This is a genomic window from Amycolatopsis sp. NPDC098790, assembly GCF_044759945.1.
In the GTDB taxonomy this organism is placed as follows: domain Bacteria; phylum Actinomycetota; class Actinomycetes; order Mycobacteriales; family Pseudonocardiaceae; genus Amycolatopsis.
This window is the reverse complement of sequence record NZ_JBIWAI010000002.1, coordinates 2,413,767-2,430,463: the sequence shown is the minus strand read 5'-3', so window position 1 is coordinate 2,430,463 and position 16,697 is coordinate 2,413,767. Positions and strand designations below refer to the sequence as shown.

Genomic DNA, 16,697 nt, shown 5'->3' with positions numbered 1-16,697 from the left:
CCCGGCCGTCACGGCATCCAGAGGTCGACCGCGATCTCCCGCAGCCGCTCGGTGAACACCCCGGCCGGGCTCGCGCGCTCCAGCAGCTCGCGCAGCCCGGCCTCGAACTCCGCGCGGCGCTCACCGAACAAGTGCGGCGCCGAGCTGGACAGCGAGAACACCCCCGCCACCACGTCGTCCACCGTCCGCGTCACCACCCGACCCGGCACCGTGAACCGCCGCGGGCCGCGGAAGCCGGCCGCCCGGTAGATCTCCGACTCGCCGCTCGCCGTCCCCTGCGGCAGCGTTCCCCGTCCGGCCCGGCGCACCGGTCCCAGGTACTCCTGTACCAGCGCGGCGATCTCCGGCCGCGGCACCGATCCTTCGGCACCCTCGTGCGTCGTCGCGTGGACGTGGGCGCAGACCCCGCCCGGCACCAGCATCCCGTGCACCGCCGCGGCGACCTTCTCCCGGTCGAACCAGTGGAACGACTGGGCGAACGTCACCAGCCGGAACCGGCCCAGCCCGGCCGGCAGTTCCTCCGCGCGCCTGAGCACCCAGCGGCAGTCCGCGGAAAGCTGCCGCGCTTCCGCGAGCATGTCCTCGTCCGCGTCGAGCCCGACCGCCTCCTCGAACCACCCGGCCAGCAGCAGGGTGAGCGACCCCGGCCCGCAGCCGACGTCGAGCAGGCGCCCCGATCCGTCCAGCCCCAGCTCGGCCACGAACGCCTCGGCCAGCGACGGCGGATACGCGGCACGGCCCCGCGCGTAGTACCCGGCACTGCCCGAATAGAGGGACGGATCCCACTCCCACACCTCAGCCACGCCGCCAGCGTAGATACTCGGGTGTCATGGACTCCGCGAACTGGTGGCGCGACGCCGTCGTCTACGAGGTCTACGTCCGCAGCTTCGCCGACGCCGACGGGGACGGCACCGGGGATCTCGCGGGCCTGCGCTCGCGGCTGGGCTTCCTCGCCGGCCTCGGCGTCGACGCCGTGTGGACCACCCCCTGGTACCGCTCGCCGATGGTCGACGGCGGCTACGACGTCGAGGACCACCGGACCCCCGACCCGCTCTTCGGCACCGATCCCGACGTCCTGGACCTGGTCGCCGAGGCGCACCGGGTGGGCCTGCGGCTGCTGATCGACGTCGTCCCGAACCACACCTCCGACCGCCACCCCTGGTTCCGGGCCGCACTGGCCGGCGGGCCCGAGCGCGCCCGCTACCACTTCCGGCCCGGCCGCGGCGAAGACGGCGAACTGCCGCCGACCGACTGGCGCAGCGTCTTCGGCGGCCCCGCCTGGACGCGCGCCTCCGACGGCGACTGGTACCTGCACCTGTTCGCCCCGGAGCAGCCCGACCTCAACTGGGACAACCCGGAAGTCCGGGCGGACTTCGAGGACCTGCTGCGGTTCTGGTTCTCCCGCGGGGTCGACGGCGTCCGCATCGACGTCGCCCACGGCCTGCTCAAGGACCCGGCCTTCCCCGACCTCGGCGCCGACGACGAGGAGATCGCGCGGCCGCCGGATCGCGCCGCGCACCCGCACTGGGACCTTGACGGCGTCCACGAGATCTACCGCACCTGGCGCAAGATCGCCGGCGAGTTCGGCCCGGACCGCGTGTTCGTCGCCGAGGCGTGGGTCGACCGGCCGGACCGCCTCGCCCGGTACGTGCGCCCGGACGAGCTGCACACCGCCTTCAACTTCGACTACCTGCGCTGCGACTGGGACGCGGTCGCGCTGCGCGAGGTCGTCGACCGGACGCTGGAAGCCCTGCACGCGGTCGGCGCGCCGGCGACGTGGGTGCTGTCGAACCACGACGTCGTCCGGCACGTGACGCGGTTCGCCCCCGGAGGCGACCTCGCGCGCGGCCGGCAGCGGGCCCGGGCGGCGCTGCTGCTCATGCTCGCGCTGCCCGGCGGCGCGTACCTGTACCAGGGCGAGGAGCTGGGCCTCGAGGAGGTCGAGGACTTGCCGGAGGAGGTGCTCGCCGACCCGACATGGGAACGGTCGGGCCACACCCGCCGCGGCCGCGACGGCTGCCGGGTCCCGCTGCCGTGGTCGGGCACCGAGCCGCCGTTCGGCTTCGCGCCCGAGGGCGTGCGGACGTGGCTGCCGCAGCCGGCCCACTGGCGCACGGCGACGGCCGAGGCGCAGGCGGCCGATCCCGCGTCGATGCTCGCCCTCTACCGGGCCGCGCTGGCCGAGCGCCGGGCGAACCCGGCGCTGGGGGACGGGACGCTGACGTGGGCGCCCTCGTCTCCCGGCGTGCTGTCCTTCACGCGGGAACCGGGGTTCGCGTGCGTGGTCAACCTTTCGGCGGAACCGGCCGAACTTCCGGGCGGCGACCGGGTTCTGCTCTCCAGCGTGCCCCTCGACGAGGGCAGGCTCCCGTCCGACGCCGCGGTGTGGCTCGCCAGGAGGTGACCTGACGTCACCCGGCCGGGTTGATTCGGTGGTGTGAAAGCGGGAGCGGCGGGGTACCCGGTCGCGTTCGCTGCCGCCGTCCGAGCCGGAGGTCGTCCGATGCCCGTCCGATCCGCTGCCCCGCCCGCCACCGACGTCGTCGGCCTGGCGCTGGAAGTCCTTGCGGCGCAAGGCATGAGCCGCCCCGCCGCGCACACCGCGCTGAAGGCGATGGCCCAGGAGAGAGGCCTGACGGTGCCGCGCTGCGCGGCGCTGGTCGTGGCCGCGGTCGACGGGAGGATGGCCTGATGGCCCTCGCCGGCGGGTTTTCCCGCGCGGGCAACGACGACGCGGCGTCGGTCGGCGGGGGCGTGCTGCTCGCCGTCGGGCTGGTCGTCGCGTTCTTCACGTGGTGGTCGTGGTGGACGGCCGCGGGGATCGCGCTGACCGCCGCCGGCGTGCTGTGGCTCACCGTCGGCAACCGGCACGAGTAACCCGCCCGTCACGGGGAAAGCCCTCCGCACACCAGTGACGAGGAGGCTTTCCGTGCCCGACCACGACGAGGACGTCATCGAACTGCTGCAGCGCCAGCACCGCGAAATCCGGGAACTGTTCGCCGCGCTGGAAACCGCCGGGGACGACCGGCGGCGAGAGGTGTTCGCCGATCTCGTGCGGCTGCTCGCCGTGCACGAGACGGCGGAAGAACTCGTGGTGCACCCGGAGATCCGGGACCTCGAGCCCGCGGCCGGACCGGTCGTCGACGCGCGGCTCGGCGAGGAGCACCGCGCCAAGGAACTGCTGACCACCCTGCAGAAGATGGGACCCGGCGCCGACGGGTTCGACACGCTGCTGGTCCAGCTGCGCGACGACGTGCTCGCGCACGCCGACCACGAAGAGCGCGAGGAGTTCCCGCTGCTGCGCGCCCACCGGCCGCCGGAGCGCCTGCGCGCCATGGCCGCGACCGCCAAGCTGGCCGAAGCCGTCGGTCCGACCCGGCCGCACCCCGGCGTCGAGAGCGCGACGGCGAACCTGGTGCTGGGCCCGCCCGCGGCGATCATGGACCGGGCGCGCGACCTCATCCGCGGCGCCCTGGGGAGGTGAGCGCGGTGACGTCCGAAGAACCTCGAGAACCCCGAGAACCCCGGGACCCCGAAGAGTTCGCGGAGGAAGCCGGGCTGGATCCGACCCCGCAGGAGGTCGAGGAGTACCAGGAGCTGGCGAAGAAGAACCCACCCTGGTCGGCGCCGGACTGAGTGGGTACCCCGTCGGCATGGCAGACGGCTCGGCCCGCAAACTGCGGCGCTACCAGGAGATGCGTGACTTCGGCCGGACCGCCGAGCCGGCCGGCGGGGCCGCCGGCGGGCCGGCTGGGCACCGGTTCGTGGTGCAGCGGCACCGCGCCCGCCGCCTGCACTACGACTTCCGGCTGGAGCTGGACGGTGTCCTGGTCAGCTGGGCGGTGCCGAAGGGCCCGACGCTGGACCCGAAGGCCCGCCGGCTGGCCGTGCACGTCGAAGATCACCCGATCGAGTACGCCGACTTCGAAGGCGTGATCCCGCGCGGCGAATACGGCGGCGGGGACGTCATCGTCTGGGACCGCGGCCAGTGGCGGCCGGTCGACGAGGACCCGGCGAAGGCGATCGAGGACGGCACCCTGCACTTCGACCTCGACGGCGAGAAGCTGGCCGGCCGGTTCGTGCTCGTCCGCACGAACCGCGGCGAGAAGGACCAGTGGTTCCTCCTGCACAAGGAGGACGAGCACGCCGAAGCCGGCTGGGACGCCGAGGACCACCCGCGTTCGGTGAAGAGCGGCCGCACCAACGACGAGGTGGCGGCCGCGCCCGGCGCGTTGTGGCACGGCGACCGGCCGGCCGCGCAGGCGGAGGAAACCGTCGGGTTCACCGCCGCCACCGCCGACGAGCTGGCGGCCCTCGACGACCTCGGCGCCAAGGGCAGGTGGTCGGTCGCCGGCCGCGAGCTCTCCTTGACCAACCTGGACAAGGTCCTCTTCCCGCCGGCCGGGGACGGCGAGCCGGTGACCAAGCGGGACCTGATCCGCTACTACGTCACCGCCGGCCCGGTCATGCTGCCGTACCTGGCGGGCCGTCCCCTCAACACGCACCGCTTCCCGCAGGGCGTCACCGAACCCGGCTTCTGGCAGAAGGAAGTCCCGAAGCACGCGCCGGACTGGCTGACGACGTGGCGCAACGAGCGCGCCGAAGCGGGGGAGAGCCAGCGGTACGTCGTGGCGGACAGCGTCGCGACGCTGGCGTGGCTCGCGAACTACGGCGCCCTGGAGCTGCACGCGTGGACGTCGCGCGCGGCCGACGTCGACCACCCGACGTGGGTGCTGTTCGACATCGACCCGGGCCCGCGGACGTCGTTCGCCGAGGTCCTGGAGCTGGCGCGGCTGCACCGCACGGCCCTGGAGCACCTCGGCCTGACCGGGCGGCCGAAGGTGACCGGGCAGCGCGGGATCCAGGTGTGGGTGCCGATCGCGCCGCACTGCACGTTCGAGCAGACGCGCGCGTGGGCGGAGACCGTCTCGAAGACGATCGGGCGGGTCCTGCCGGACCTGGTGAGCTGGGCGTGGTCGAAGGACAAGCGCCAGGGCCGCGCCCGGCTCGACTACACGCAGAACGTGCTGAACAAGACGCTGGTGGCGCCGTACAGCGTGCGCCCGCGGCCGGGGGCGCCGGTGTCGGTGCCGCTGGAGTGGGAGGAGCTGGACGACGACGGCCTCACCCCGGACCGCTGGACGATCCGGGACGTCCCGAAGCGGCTGGCGGAGCACGGTGACCCGTTCGCGGCGCTGCTCGGGGTCGAGCAGAAGCTGCCGGGCCTGTGAGCTGAAGGGCACCTTCCTCACATCCGACGCGCTGAAGGGCACCTTTCTCTCGTCACATGCACGGAAGGTGCCCTTCAGCCCGTCAGGCGTGGACGGTCTCCAGCTTGCGGGGTTGCAGCCGGTCGAGGTCGGGGCGGGACAGGTGGGGCCGGCCGCCCGCGTGCTCGGTCGTCGCCGCGGCTGCCGCCACTGCCAGGCACGCCGCCGTCTCCAGCGGGCGGCGGCGGGTCAGGGCCGCCGTCAGCGTCGCCACCAGGGCGTCGCCCGCGCCAGTCGGGTCGACCACCTCGGTCTCCACGTGCGGCACGAACCACGACTCCGCCGGGCCCGCGAACAGGTTCCCCTGCCCGGCCACCTCCAGCACGACCAGCGACGGCCCGCGCTCCCGCAGGTCCGCCGCCGCGCGGGCCGCGCTCGCGACGTCGTCCACGGGCCGGCCCGTGAGCAGCTCGGCTTCGTGCCCGTCGGCGCGCACGACGTCGGCCAGGGCGAGCAGCTCGCCCGTCCGGTCCTGCGGTGCCCCGTCCAGCACGACCCGCGTGCCCGCCGTGTGCGCGAGCCGCGCCGCCAGCAGCGCGGCCGGGGCCGGCTGCTGCAGCTGGACGATCAGCGAGCTCGCCGCCGAGATCGGCGCCGACGCGGCGAAGACGTCGGTCTCGGTCAGCAGGGTCCCCTCCGGGACGTGCTCAAGGTAGCGGCGGCGGCCGTGGGCGTCGACGACGTCGATCAGCAGCGCCGTCTCGGTGCCCGGCCGGCGGACCACGTGCGAGGTGCCGATCCGGTCGGCGCGGGCTTGCGCGCGCAGGGCGTCGCCGGTGCGGTCCCGGCCGACGACGCCGACCAGCGACACGGCCACGCCGAGCTGGCTCAGCGCGACGGCCTGGTTGGCGCCCTTCCCGCCGAGCATCTCCTTGCGGTGCGTCACCGGCGCCGAGGAGTCGGCGTCGGGCGCGTCCGGGACCTCGACCACCAGGTCGCGGGCGATCTGCCCGACGACCACGACTTCGCTGTACATCACCGGTACCGCCGGTCGGTCATGGCGCCTCCTCGGTTGGCGAAGATCGGCTACCCGGTTCCGGGTGGGCGGTAAACCGCACGTTCGGGTCGCGGCCGGGCGTCACCGGGTGATCCGCCGTTGCCCCGGACGGCCGCACCGGTTCGTCCGCACCCGGGATGTGGATCACCTCGTCTTCGGGTAAATCAGGGAGACGAGGACACGGGTGAAAGTGAGGTTCGGGTGACCGAGACGTTGATGAACGCCGCGGACCGGTGGAGACCGCTGACCGAGCTGCTGGGCGCGCTGCTCGAGCGGATCACCGGCGAGCTGCCGGGCTGCCTCGGCGCGGGGCTCACGGTGGGCCGGGGCGGCCGTCCGCCGCAGGTGCTGGCGGCCGCCGGCGTCGCGGCCGGGTTGCTGCCGGTTTCGCTGGCGCACGGCGGCCCGGTCGCCGTCGCGGCCGCCACGGGCGAGCCGGTGACGACCGACGACCTCTTCGCCGACGGGCGCTGGCCCGGGCTCTCCGGTGCCGTCGCCGGCCCGGAGCTCGCCGCGATCCGCGGCGCGGCCGCCCTGCCCGGCCTCTGGGAAGACACCAGTGCGTTCGTGCTGTCGGCGGTGTTCGACCGGCCGCTCGACGCCGGTGTGCTGAGCGTCCTGCGGCGGTACGAGAAGCTGACCGAGACGACGCTGGTGGTCGCCGAGGCCGCGACCGCGGGCGACCCGGACCAGACACTGGACCTGCTGGCTTCGCGCGCCGCCATCGAGCAGGCGAAAGGCGTGGTCATGGCGGTCCGGCGGTGCGCACCGGACGAGGCATGGCAGACGCTGCGCCGGGGCAGCCAGGAGTTCAACGTGAAGGTCCGCGAGCTGGCCGTCGCGCTGGTCGAGCACGTCGGCGGCGGGCACGCGCCCGACGGCGCCCGGGAGATCCGGCCCGGCGCCCCGGCCCGGCACGCGGCCGAGCGGCTCTGGTCGGCGTTCACCGCGGAATAGGGCGTTTCCGTTCCGGCGGTTTGGGTATCAAGACCCCGACCTTGATCACCCCACCCGCGACGCCGGCCGGACGCCGGCGCGGAAGGCCTGCCGAACCCGTGTCCCCCATGTCCCCGGTCCCGAGCCGGTCCGCGCCCTTGACGGCGCGCCGGACGGAGTACCGCCCCGGTCTGCTGGTGCTGACCTTCGCCGGCGAGATCGACGCGCTGACCCTGCCGATCCTGGAACGCGAGCTGGCGGCGTCCCCACCGGGGACGACGGTGGTCGACCTCACGCAGGTGGCGTTCCTCGGCCTGGCGGGCGCCCGGGCACTGGCGGCCGCCGCCCGGCTCGCGAGCGCGGAGGGCGGCCGGTTCGGGGTGGTGGCGAACAGCCGGACCCTGGCGCGGCTGTTCCGGATCACGGGGCTGGCGGCGGTGGTCCCGATGTTCGCGTCGCTGTCGGACGCGCTGCGAGAGTTGCTGGCGGCGGGGGTGCGGGACACGGCCTGCTGAACCCGCCGGTTCCGCTGTAGTGAATGACTCATTCCAGTCGCCAGGCGACAGGAATGAGTCATTCACTACAGCAGTTCGCGTCCCCCGCGCCGCTCAGCGCGGGACCCAGCGGGTCACCAGGACCCCCGCGTCGGACCTCAACTCGCCACCCGCGTGCGCGACGACCGTCTGCGTCACCATGCGCGCGGACTCCGGCGGCAGCGTCCCGCCCGCCAGGCACGCCGCCACCCGGTCCCGCCCGAACGGCGTCCCCGCCCGGTCGGTCGCCCCGGCCACACCGTGCGAGTACAGCGCGAGCACGTCGCCGGGACGGAGCCGGGCCTCCGTGACCCGCGGCGGCCGCTCGAACCCGCCCGCCACCGCGCCCGTTTCCGGCAGCACCGCCCCGCCGCGGAGGATCAGCGGGGCCGGGTGCCCGGCATCCAGCCACCGCACGGCACCGGTCACCAGGTCCAGCTCCGCGAGCACCCCCGTGACCGCCGCGCCCGAACCGGCGACCGCCGTGTACTGCTCCTCCAGCGACGCCCCGTCGCGCCGGGCCGCGCGGTAGGCCGCCAGCGCGTTCACCACCGCGTAGCTCGCGCCGCCCGTGCGCGGGCCCGCGTCGAACATCGCCAGCCGCGCCCACCGTTCCGAGAGCGCGTAGTCGAACACCACCCCGCACAGGTCGTACGCCGGCTGGACGCTCGCGCCGACCACCACGCTCTCGGTCGCGCCCGTGAGCGGCGGCAGGCTCTGCCACAGCAACTCGGCGGGGGACGCGCGGTGGCGCCGCCGGCGGCGCACGTCGAGACCGTCGCCGTACTGGGTCGTGACCGTCACCAGGTGCCCGAGCAGCGTGCTCAGCCACCGGCACTGCTCGCGCAGGACGGGGTCGTCGGGGTCGGCGTCGTCGGTCGGGACGATCTCCAGCACGCCGAGCCGCTCGACGCCGTCGAGCAGCACCGTCCACAGCGTGGGACCGGGGCCGTCCCGCGTCACCGCGGTGCCGGCGCGGCGGAAGACGTCGCCGGCGACGGTGGTGTCGATGTCCAGTTCCACGGCGGAGTCCGCGCGCACGAGCGTCCTCTGGTCGTAGTCGGCGAGGTAGACGCCGATCGACAGGTCGAGCGCGCGGCCCGCCGCCGCGACGACGGCGGGCAGCCGCTCGGGCGGTGCCCGGTGGGCACCTTCGAGGAGGTCGACAAGCGCCTTCAGCGGGCCGTGCAACGGCTTCCCGTCGCGCACCGAATGGCTGTAGGGCGCGCGGGGCGGGCCGGCCAGCTCGTCGAGCCGCTCGTTGACGGCGTGGGCGAGCATGTCGCGGTCGACGCGGGGCAGCGTGGTCAGGCCGTTGAGGTAGGCGTCCAGCTCCAGCAGGCTCTGGCTGCCGCCGAGCGCGAAGTAGCGCATCCACAGCTGTTCCGGGCTCAGGTCGCTGCGGGCGAAGCAGGCGGCGAGCAGCCGTTGCTGTTCCTCCGCGGGCAGGAAGCGCATCGGCGGCTCACCTTCCCCGCGGCGCCGGCGCGAGCAGCCCGGTCGCGGCTTCGGCCGGGGTGAGGCCGTCCGCGCGGGCCAGCGACAGCAGGCGGTCGAACGCGGTGTCCTCGTCGAGGCCGTCGCGGCCCATCAAGAAGCCCTTCGCCATGGTGATCACGTCGCGGTCGCGCAGGGTGTGCTTGAACTGCTCGCTGAAGCGGCTCGCCCGCTCGTAGGCGCGGGCGTTGGCGACCAGCGTCGCGGCGCGGGCGGCGAACGAAGCCAGCGTCCGCTCCTCGGCCTCACCGAACGCGCCGGCGGTCGTCGCGTAGATCTTGATGGCGCCGTGGCAGCCGTCCTCGGCGACGAGCGGCGTGGTGAGCACCGACCGCAGACCCGAGCCGGTGACCGCGGCGCACCACCGCGGCCAGCGCCGTTCGGTCGTGACGTCGTCGATCCGCATCGGCGAGCACTCCGCGAGCGCGGCCATGCACGGACCCTCGCCGAGCCGGTACTGCAGGGTGTCGGCTTCGCGCACCAGCGGGCCCGACGCGCTCGTGGTGGCGGGGTGGCCTTCGCCGTCGATGAGCGTCACCCCGGCGCCGGCCGCGGTGGCGATCGTCTTGCCCGCCAGCGAGACGACCAGCTCGAGCACCGAGTCGACGGTTTCGCGCGACAGCAGCAACCCCGACATGCGTGCGGCGACCGCCGCCAGCTCCCCGTCCAGCGGCAGCCCGGCCGCCTTCTCCGTCGCCATGGCCGCTGAATACCAAAGGGTGGCCGTGGTCAAACCTGCGCGAAGTGGGTACCCGAGCGGTTCGGTGCCCAGCGGGAGGAGAGGACATGGAACTGCCGGAGCGCACCGCGACGGCTTCACCGCTGCTCGACGACGTCACCGGGGCTTTGGAGGCCCTCACCGCCGTCCTGCGGCAGGAAGACGACTTCCGGATCCTGCTGCAGCACGTGTGCCTGCAGGTGCGGCACGCCGTGCCAGGCGTCGCCGAAGCGTCCGTCACGCTGGTGCGCGCGGACGAGCCGCACACGGCGTCCGCGACCGCCGCCGTCGTGAGCGAGCTCGACGCCGACCAGTACCGCCTCGGCGACGGGCCGTGCCTGGAGGCCGTCCGCAGCGGCAAGATCGTCCGCACCTCGGTCGCCGACGCGATGGAGCGCTGGCCGGCGTTCGCGAGCGGGGCCACGGAAGCGGGCTTCGGCAGTTTCCTCGCCGCGCCGCTGGTGGCGGACGAGGAGTACACGGGCGCGGTGAACTGCTACGGCAGGCAGGACGACGGCTTCGAGGAGATCGAAGCGCAGCTGCTCGAGCTGTACACGACCGCGGTGGAAGCGGTCTTCCGCGTGTACCACCGGTACGTGGCGGCCCGCGAGACCGCCGAGCACCTGCGAACGGCGCTGACGTCGCGCGCGGTCATCGACCAGGCCAAGGGCATGCTGATGGCGATCCGCCGGATCGGCGCCGACGACGCCTTCGCCCTCCTCGTCGAGCAGTCCCAGCGGGAGAACGTGAAACTGCGCGAGGTCGCCGAACAGTTCGTCGAGCGGGTCGTTTCCAGCGGCGTCGTCTGACGATCACCGCTGCAGCGTCAGGAGGCCCGGGCGCCACGGCAGCTGGTCGTAGGGGCCGGTCGCGTTCGGCGACTTGCCTTGGTAGAGCAGCTGCAGGTTGCAGGGGTCGACGGTCATGGTCTGGTCGGGGTTGGTGCGGACCAGGTCACCGTGGCTGATGTCGTTGGTCCAGCCGGCGCCGCTGTTGGCCTTGCCCGCGAAGGGGTTGCTTTCGCTCGCCGCCTGCGGTGTCCACGAACCGTTCAGGCTGCTCGCGGTGAACGAGCGGAAGTAGCGCCCGTTCGCGCCCATCGCCTCGACGATCATCAGGTACTGGTTCCGGCCCTGGACCTTGTAGACCTGCACCGCTTCGAACAGGTTGGCCTGCGTGTCGCTCATGATCGTCGTGTAGCTGGAGCCGAAGCTGCCGGGGAAGTTGCCGATCGGCATGCTCGCCCGGTAGATCTTGCCGTTGTCACCGGCGAAGAACAGGTACACGGTCGAGCCGTCGGCGATCAGGGTCTGGTCGATCGGGCCCGTGCCGGAGCCGGAGATGCTGCCGGTGAACAGCGGCTGCGGCGACGACCAGCCGTTGGGGTTGGTGGGGTCGCTGGACGTGCGGTAGATGAAGGGCCAGGCACCCCACTGGTACGCCAGCACCCAGATGTTCTTCGGCGCGAAGTAGAACAGCGTCGGTGCCACTGCGGCCTGGCTCATCCCGTTCTGACCGGCCGACGCCATGTCGGACCAGCTGGTGAAGGGGCTGAAGGCCATCGAGCCGTACGACGAGCCGGCGACGTTCGACGCGTAGACGAGGTGCTTGCCGTTGTGGACGACGCTGGTGAAGTCCTTGAGCGAGACCCACCCGTTCTTCGGGGTCGCCAGCACGCCCGTCGACGACCAGCGGTACGTCGAAGGGAGCGAGCAGCCGCCGCTCCCGCCGGTCGTGGTCGTCGGGGGCGTGCCCGACAGGCCCGTCCACTTCTGGTTGCCGGCACCGGTGCACGTCCAGAGCCCCACCGAGGTGCCGTTGGCCGTGCCGGCGCCGGTGACGTCCAGGCAGAGCCCGGACTGCGTCGCGACCACCGTGCCGTCGGAGTTCACCCGCCACTGCTGGTTGGCGCCGCCGTGGCAGGTCCAGATCTGCACCCGCGTGCCGGGGGCCGGCGCGCTGCCGGGCACGTCGAGGCACTTGCCGCCGAACACCGTCAGCAGGCCGGCGGTGGTCGACGTCCACTGCTGGCCGGCGCCGTTCCAGCAGTCGTAGATCTGCAGGGAGGTGCCGTCGGTCTGGGTGGCGTTCGGGACGTCCAGGCAGCGTCCCGAACCGACGCCGCGCAGGCTGCCGGTGACGTCGGCCAGTGCCGGCCCCGCCCCGAGCGTCACGGCCGACACGACCGCCGCCGCGACCGTGGCCGCGGCGGCGAGCGCGGCGACCCTGCGGCTGGTGCTTCCTCTGTTCATGACGACCTTCTCCCGGTCGGCTGTTATCGCTAACATTGGTGCGCCAGCCTGGGCTCGCCGTCGGACGGTTGTCAATCGACGCGGCCGGCGGCCCGGCGATGCGGACGCCGGGGCCGGTGATCCCGCACCTCAGGGCTGTCATCGGAGTCCACAGAGGACAGAGAGGGCGTGAAACTTACACGACCGGGCCGCGGGGCCGACCGGCCCGCGAAGACGACGACGTCTGGGGAGAGCGACCGTGTCCTCCGCCGAGCCACCCGAGCCCCGCCCGACCCTGGCCGACGTCGCCCGGGCGGCCGGGGTGTCGACCGCCACCGCGTCCCGGGTGCTCAACGGCTTCGCCCGGGTGCGGCCGGAAACGCGCGAGCAGGTCGAGTCGGCGATGGCGGCGCTCGGCTACGCCCGGCAGCGGGCCGCGCGCGCGACGGGCGGGCCCACCGGATCGGTCGCCCTGGTCGTGTGCGAAGAGGTCCTCCGGTTGTTCGCCGACCCGTTCTTCGCCCGCATCGCCGCCGGCGCGGGCCGGGAGCTGACCGCGGCCGGCCTGCAGCTCGTCCTGCTCACCGTGCCCGCGACGGAGGACTACCAGGCGCCGGTGGTGCGCTACCTCGACGGCGGCCACGTCGACGGGGCGCTCGTCGTCGGGATGCACGGCCGCCGCCCGCTCGAGCTGGGCTGGCTCGGGATCCCGGTGGTGTTCGGCGGCCGTCCGGTCTGCGCGGGCCGGTTCTCCTACGTCGACGTGGACAACCGCGGCGGCGCACGGCGCGCCACCCAGCGGCTCGTCGACGCCGGACGTCACCGCGTGGCGACGATCGCCGGCCCTCAGGACATGACCGCCGGCGTGGACCGGCTGCTCGGCTACCGGCAGGCGGTGGCGCGCGCCGGCTGCGGCGACCGCGGGCTGGTCGTGTTCGGGGACTTCGGCCAGGCGTCGGGCGAGCGGGCCACCGCGCGCCTGCTGGACCGACGGCCGGACGTCGACGCGATTTTCGCCGCATCGGACCTGATGGCGATCGGCGCGCTGCGAGCCTTGCACCGCGCGGGGCGGCGGGTACCGGGTGACGTGGCCGTCATCGGGTTCGACGACCTGCCGATCGGCCGTCGCACGGACCCGCCGCTCACAACCGTGCGCCAGCCGATCGAAGAGATGGGTGCGCGGATGACGGGGGAGCTGCTGGCGATGCTGGGCGGTTCGGCCTCGCCGCGTTGCGCGGTGCTGGAGACGGAGCTGGTCCTGCGTGCGTCGGCTTGATCGCGTTGACGCCAGCGCGCACGGGCGTCAGCCGAGTCGTTCGGCGAGCCACTGCGCGACCCCGGTCATCAGGTCGTCCTCGACGGGCCGGCGGAGCAGCTCCCGGTACGCGAACACGGTTCCGGGCCCGTCGGTGCGGCGAAGGAGGTGCGTCAGGCCCGGAATCCGGTGGACACGAGCCCCGGGCACCAGGCCCGCGATCACGTCGAGGTCGGCGGGATCGACCTGGACGTCCTTCTCGCCGGTGACCGCCAGCACGGGAACCCGGATGCGGCTCAGGTCCGCCCGCGGGTCGTACGCGAGCTGCTCCCGCCACCACTTCGCGTTGACGCGCACGCCGCCGACGCGCGTGGCGTCGGTCGTGGACGCGGCCAGCCGGGCCAGTTGCTTCGAAGCCGCGCGGCGCAGCACCGGCAGCAGCGGGCGGACCAGTCTCGGCGCCGCCGCGGCGAGCCGGGTGCCCTGCCACCGCACCGCCGCCTCGCCGGGGCGCGCGTACCCGGCCAGCAGGACCGCGGCCGTCGCCTGCGCGTGGGCGGCCAGCCACATGGCGTGGACCGCGCCTTCGCTGTGGCCCAGCACGCCGACCGGGCGTCCGTGCACCGCCGGGTGCGTGCGCACCGCCTGCAGCGCGGCGGCCGCGTCGGCGCGGTTGTCCAGGAAGCCGACCGTGTGCCAGTCGCCGGGTGTCGCGCCCACGCCGCGGCGGTCGTAGCGGAACGAGGCGAGGCCGTGCCGGGCCAGCTTCTCGGCCAGCGGGCGCCCCAGGTCCATCCGCAGCTTGGCGGTGTCGGAGTTCCGGTCGAGCTTGCCGGAGCCGGGCAGGCACAGCACCGCGGCGTGCGGTCCCGGCCCGGCGGGCAGGGTGAGGGTGCCCGCGAGCGGCACGCCGTCCGCCGCCGGTGCGGCCAGCTCGATCTCCGTCAGGGTCTCGTACACGTCGACCTCCATCATTATCAGTTTTGATAAAGGTACCAGAACGGGTAATGATGCGTCCATGACGACGCTCGACCTCCTGCTGCACCCGGTCCGCCTCCGGATCCTGCGCACGTTCCTGGACGGCCACCCCGCGACGACCGCGCAGCTGCGCGAACGGCTGCCGGACATCCCGCCGGCCACCATGTACCGGCACGTCGCGGCCCTGGCGGCGGCCGGCGTGCTCGAGGTCCTCGACGAGAAGCGCGTCCGCGGCGCGGTCGAGCGCACCTACCGGGTGTCGTGGCAGCACACCGAGATCGCCCCCGAGGTCCGCGCCACGATGACCACCGAAGACCACCGGCGCGCGTTCACCGCGTTCGTGGGCGGGCTGCTCGCCGACTTCGACCGGTACCTGGCCACGGAGGCACCGGACCCGTCCGCGGACGGCGTCACCTACCAGCAGGCGGCGCTGTGGCTGACCGACGCCGAGATGGCCGAGCTGGGTGCCGAGATCCGCGAGGCAGTCTCCGCCCGGCTCGGCCGCGAAGCCGGCGCGGGCCGCACCCGCCGGATGATCAGCTTGATCGGCATGCCGGTCGAGCCGTGAGTGCGGGCTAGGGCCGGTGGTAGATCGTGATGGAGTGGCCGATGTCGTCGATCGGGGTGCTGCCGGCGATCAGCGCCGTGAGGCGGTCGTCGGCTTTGGCGATCGCGGAGTCCGACACCGCGAGCAGCCCGTGCACGTCCTCCGGGCGCACACCGCGCGGGTCGGCGGCCTCGATGCCGTAGGCAGACGGCACGCCGCTGCCCTTGTAGACGAGCCAGATCCGCTCGCCGCGGTACCGGTCGGCCAGCCGGCCGAGGTCCTGGCCCCAGTCGACGTTCGAATCGTGCAGCCGGAGGTGGGTCCGCGGCGGTCCGCCGAAAGCCTCGTTGGAGTACGGCAGGTAGTAGGGGAACGTCCGCAGGGAGCTGACCGCCGCGAAGACGACCAGCGCCGCCACCGCGGCGGGCGCCCACCGGCGGCGGACGAGGACGAGACCGGCCGCCGCGACCGCCAGGAACATCGGTACGAAGATCGCGTACCGGACGCCGAGGTCGCGGGCGCCGGTCATCGCCGCGGCGAGCAGCACGACCGCGGGCACGAGCACGTAGGGCGCCGCCGGGCGCAGCCGGCGGATCGTGACCAGTGCGACGGTCCCGGCCGACCCGAGGGTCAGCGCCCCCAGTGGCAGCTTCACCAGAAGCGCGGCCGGGAGGTAGTACCAGACCGCGCCGACGTGGTACCGGCCGAGCAGGAAGGTGCTCCACACCCGGTCCTCGAAACCGAACTGGACGCGCATCCCGTCGAGGTACGGCCGGGGCAGCGGCAGCAGGTCGGCCAAGGCGCGCGGGCCGTCGAGGCCCGGCAGGCCCGGCGGCGCCGTCCAGCGCAGCCGCGGGTCCACGGCGAGGTAAGCGGCCCACACGACGCCGATCGCGATCACGGCCACCGCGACCGCCGCCGCCACGCCGAAGCCGAGCCGCCGGAGAGTCCTTTGTGGACGTAGATGGTGCCACACGGAAAGCGCCACCAGGACCAGCAGCACCGGAACCGCGGCCAGCGCACTCATCTTCGTCGCCACGGCCGCCCCGAGGGCGAGTCCCGCCAACGGGAGGTACCGGACCGGGCGCCGCCGGGCCCGCCACGCCAGCCAGACCGACGTCAGCACGAAGCCGGCCACCGGCACGTCGAGAGTGGCCAGCGAGCCGTGCGCGATGAGGTCCGGCGAGAACGCGTACAGCGCGAGCGCGGTCAGCCCGCCGGCCGGGCCGGCCAGGTCGCGCGCGAAGGCGAAGACGACCAGGCCGAAGAGCAGCGTCAGCACGATCACCGGCAGCCGCGCCAGGAACAGCAGCCGTCCCGGGTCGTTGCCCGACTCGTAGAGCACATGCCGGCCGAGCTGGGTCTGGTCGCCGGTGAACGCCGGGTCGAGGTGGACGTCGGCGAAGGCCAGGCCGGTCGCCATCAGCAGTTTGCCCAGCGGCGGGTGCTCCGGGTTGTACCGCAGGCTGTGCTGCTCCAGGTAGACCACCGCCGTGCCCACGTAGACCGGCTCGTCGATCGTCGGGGACTGCGCCACCGCCGTGGTGATCATCGCGATCGCCATCTCGGTGAGCAGCGCGGCCACCGCGAGCGCGACCAGCCACCGGCGGCCCCGTGGACGTGCGCGAGGTTCCGGCGGCACGTCCTCCGAGGTCACCGAGGTCGGCGGCAGGCTCGTGGAGACGGACAACCCGCGGTTCCTTCCGGCTGGGCAGCGGGGTCACCTCCAGGGACG

The 16,697-nt window shown here is 73.8% G+C and carries 18 protein-coding genes; 11 read left to right on the top strand and 7 right to left on the bottom strand.

Annotation, left to right across the window (positions count from 1 at the left end):
* Nucleotides 1–8: 8 nt before the first annotated feature.
* Nucleotides 9–803, bottom strand: coding sequence for a class I SAM-dependent methyltransferase (locus tag ACIQWX_RS25010; RefSeq protein ID WP_400875488.1), 795 nt, complete (start codon nucleotides 801–803; stop codon nucleotides 9–11).
* 26 nt (nucleotides 804–829) lie between these two features.
* Here ACIQWX_RS25010 and ACIQWX_RS25005 point away from each other — a divergent pair, with 26 nt between their 5' ends.
* From ACIQWX_RS25005 to ligD, 6 genes are all read left to right on the top strand, one after another.
* The gene (locus ACIQWX_RS25005) at nucleotides 830–2,404 is read left to right on the top strand and encodes an alpha-amylase family glycosyl hydrolase (RefSeq protein ID WP_400875486.1); all 1,575 of its coding nucleotides are present in this window, start codon (nucleotides 830–832) and stop codon (nucleotides 2,402–2,404) included.
* Nucleotides 2,405–2,503: 99 nt separating this feature from the next.
* Nucleotides 2,504–2,692: a hypothetical protein gene (locus ACIQWX_RS25000; RefSeq protein ID WP_400875483.1), complete on the top strand. Its 189-nt coding sequence runs from the start codon at nucleotides 2,504–2,506 to the stop codon at nucleotides 2,690–2,692.
* Entirely contained in the window at nucleotides 2,692–2,877 is a 186-nt protein-coding gene (locus tag ACIQWX_RS24995; protein WP_400875480.1) for a hypothetical protein, read from the top strand. The genes ACIQWX_RS25000 and ACIQWX_RS24995 overlap by 1 nt, the downstream gene beginning before the upstream one ends.
* A 52-nt stretch (nucleotides 2,878–2,929) precedes the next feature.
* A complete protein-coding gene (locus ACIQWX_RS24990) occupies nucleotides 2,930–3,484 on the top strand; it encodes a hemerythrin domain-containing protein (RefSeq protein WP_400875478.1) in 555 nt (184 codons plus the stop codon).
* A gap of 5 nt (nucleotides 3,485–3,489) precedes the next feature.
* A complete protein-coding gene (locus ACIQWX_RS24985; protein WP_400875475.1) occupies nucleotides 3,490–3,636 on the top strand; it encodes a hypothetical protein in 147 nt (48 codons plus the stop codon).
* A gap of 17 nt (nucleotides 3,637–3,653) precedes the next feature.
* Nucleotides 3,654–5,231: a non-homologous end-joining DNA ligase gene (gene ligD, locus ACIQWX_RS24980; protein ID WP_400875472.1), complete on the top strand. Its 1,578-nt coding sequence runs from the start codon at nucleotides 3,654–3,656 to the stop codon at nucleotides 5,229–5,231.
* 82 nt (nucleotides 5,232–5,313) lie between these two features.
* Here the strand turns inward: ligD and ACIQWX_RS24975 are convergent, their stop codons facing one another.
* Nucleotides 5,314–6,246 (bottom strand): PfkB family carbohydrate kinase, encoded by a 933-nt coding sequence (locus ACIQWX_RS24975; protein WP_400875469.1) that lies wholly within the window; start codon nucleotides 6,244–6,246, stop codon nucleotides 5,314–5,316.
* Nucleotides 6,247–6,468: 222 nt separating this feature from the next.
* On the opposite strand from ACIQWX_RS24975, the gene ACIQWX_RS24970 reads away from it, so the two are divergent.
* Both ACIQWX_RS24970 and ACIQWX_RS24965 read left to right on the top strand, forming a co-directional pair.
* Nucleotides 6,469–7,224: an ANTAR domain-containing protein gene (locus ACIQWX_RS24970; protein ID WP_400875466.1), complete on the top strand. Its 756-nt coding sequence runs from the start codon at nucleotides 6,469–6,471 to the stop codon at nucleotides 7,222–7,224.
* Between the two features lie 107 nt (nucleotides 7,225–7,331).
* Nucleotides 7,332–7,718 carry an anti-sigma factor antagonist gene (locus ACIQWX_RS24965; RefSeq protein WP_400875463.1) on the top strand — a complete coding sequence of 129 codons (387 nt, stop codon included), beginning with the start codon at nucleotides 7,332–7,334 and terminating at the stop codon, nucleotides 7,716–7,718.
* 93 nt (nucleotides 7,719–7,811) lie between these two features.
* Here ACIQWX_RS24965 and ACIQWX_RS24960 read toward each other — a convergent pair whose 3' ends face one another.
* Both ACIQWX_RS24960 and ACIQWX_RS24955 read right to left on the bottom strand, forming a co-directional pair.
* The gene (locus tag ACIQWX_RS24960) at nucleotides 7,812–9,194 is read right to left on the bottom strand and encodes a PP2C family protein-serine/threonine phosphatase (protein WP_400875460.1); all 1,383 of its coding nucleotides are present in this window, start codon (nucleotides 9,192–9,194) and stop codon (nucleotides 7,812–7,814) included.
* A gap of 7 nt (nucleotides 9,195–9,201) precedes the next feature.
* The gene (locus ACIQWX_RS24955) at nucleotides 9,202–9,933 is read right to left on the bottom strand and encodes a GAF domain-containing protein (RefSeq protein ID WP_400875458.1); all 732 of its coding nucleotides are present in this window, start codon (nucleotides 9,931–9,933) and stop codon (nucleotides 9,202–9,204) included.
* Between the two features lie 86 nt (nucleotides 9,934–10,019).
* Between ACIQWX_RS24955 and ACIQWX_RS24950 the strand changes: the two genes are divergently transcribed.
* Nucleotides 10,020–10,760 carry an ANTAR domain-containing protein gene (locus tag ACIQWX_RS24950; RefSeq protein WP_400875455.1) on the top strand — a complete coding sequence of 247 codons (741 nt, stop codon included), beginning with the start codon at nucleotides 10,020–10,022 and terminating at the stop codon, nucleotides 10,758–10,760.
* Between the two features lie 3 nt (nucleotides 10,761–10,763).
* Here ACIQWX_RS24950 and ACIQWX_RS24945 read toward each other — a convergent pair whose 3' ends face one another.
* Complete coding sequence (locus ACIQWX_RS24945; RefSeq protein WP_400875452.1) at nucleotides 10,764–12,203, bottom strand: non-reducing end alpha-L-arabinofuranosidase family hydrolase; 1,440 nt, start codon at nucleotides 12,201–12,203, stop codon at nucleotides 10,764–10,766.
* Nucleotides 12,204–12,441: 238 nt separating this feature from the next.
* Here ACIQWX_RS24945 and ACIQWX_RS24940 point away from each other — a divergent pair, with 238 nt between their 5' ends.
* Nucleotides 12,442–13,458: a LacI family DNA-binding transcriptional regulator gene (locus tag ACIQWX_RS24940; RefSeq protein ID WP_400875448.1), complete on the top strand. Its 1,017-nt coding sequence runs from the start codon at nucleotides 12,442–12,444 to the stop codon at nucleotides 13,456–13,458.
* Nucleotides 13,459–13,485: 27 nt separating this feature from the next.
* On the opposite strand, the gene ACIQWX_RS24935 is transcribed toward ACIQWX_RS24940, so the two are convergent.
* A complete protein-coding gene (locus tag ACIQWX_RS24935; protein WP_400875445.1) occupies nucleotides 13,486–14,397 on the bottom strand; it encodes an alpha/beta hydrolase in 912 nt (303 codons plus the stop codon).
* 58 nt (nucleotides 14,398–14,455) lie between these two features.
* Here ACIQWX_RS24935 and ACIQWX_RS24930 point away from each other — a divergent pair, with 58 nt between their 5' ends.
* On the top strand, nucleotides 14,456–14,983 hold the full coding sequence (locus ACIQWX_RS24930; RefSeq protein ID WP_400875442.1) for a helix-turn-helix domain-containing protein: 528 nt from the start codon (nucleotides 14,456–14,458) through the stop codon (nucleotides 14,981–14,983).
* A gap of 7 nt (nucleotides 14,984–14,990) precedes the next feature.
* Here the strand turns inward: ACIQWX_RS24930 and ACIQWX_RS24925 are convergent, their stop codons facing one another.
* A complete protein-coding gene (locus ACIQWX_RS24925) occupies nucleotides 14,991–16,652 on the bottom strand; it encodes a phospholipid carrier-dependent glycosyltransferase (RefSeq protein ID WP_400875439.1) in 1,662 nt (553 codons plus the stop codon).
* Between the last annotated feature and the right edge of the window lie 45 nt (nucleotides 16,653–16,697).

What these genes read in the sequence shown, in the direction of transcription:
- ACIQWX_RS24965 (WP_400875463.1), top strand. Translation starts at nt 7,332, where the DNA reads ATGTCCCCGGTCCCGAGCCGGTCCGCGCCCTTGACGGCGCGCCGGACG.
- ACIQWX_RS24975 (WP_400875469.1), bottom strand. Translation starts at nt 6,246, where the DNA reads ATGTACAGCGAAGTCGTGGTCGTCGGGCAGATCGCCCGCGACCTGGTG.
- ACIQWX_RS24995 (WP_400875480.1), top strand. Translation starts at nt 2,692, where the DNA reads ATGGCCCTCGCCGGCGGGTTTTCCCGCGCGGGCAACGACGACGCGGCG.
- ACIQWX_RS24960 (WP_400875460.1), bottom strand. Translation starts at nt 9,194, where the DNA reads ATGCGCTTCCTGCCCGCGGAGGAACAGCAACGGCTGCTCGCCGCCTGC.
- ACIQWX_RS24945 (WP_400875452.1), bottom strand. Translation starts at nt 12,203, where the DNA reads ATGAACAGAGGAAGCACCAGCCGCAGGGTCGCCGCGCTCGCCGCCGCG.
- ACIQWX_RS24930 (WP_400875442.1), top strand. Translation starts at nt 14,456, where the DNA reads ATGACGACGCTCGACCTCCTGCTGCACCCGGTCCGCCTCCGGATCCTG.
- ligD (WP_400875472.1), top strand. Translation starts at nt 3,654, where the DNA reads ATGGCAGACGGCTCGGCCCGCAAACTGCGGCGCTACCAGGAGATGCGT.
- ACIQWX_RS25000 (WP_400875483.1), top strand. Translation starts at nt 2,504, where the DNA reads ATGCCCGTCCGATCCGCTGCCCCGCCCGCCACCGACGTCGTCGGCCTG.
- ACIQWX_RS24955 (WP_400875458.1), bottom strand. Translation starts at nt 9,933, where the DNA reads ATGGCGACGGAGAAGGCGGCCGGGCTGCCGCTGGACGGGGAGCTGGCG.
- ACIQWX_RS25005 (WP_400875486.1), top strand. Translation starts at nt 830, where the DNA reads ATGGACTCCGCGAACTGGTGGCGCGACGCCGTCGTCTACGAGGTCTAC.
- ACIQWX_RS24950 (WP_400875455.1), top strand. Translation starts at nt 10,020, where the DNA reads ATGGAACTGCCGGAGCGCACCGCGACGGCTTCACCGCTGCTCGACGAC.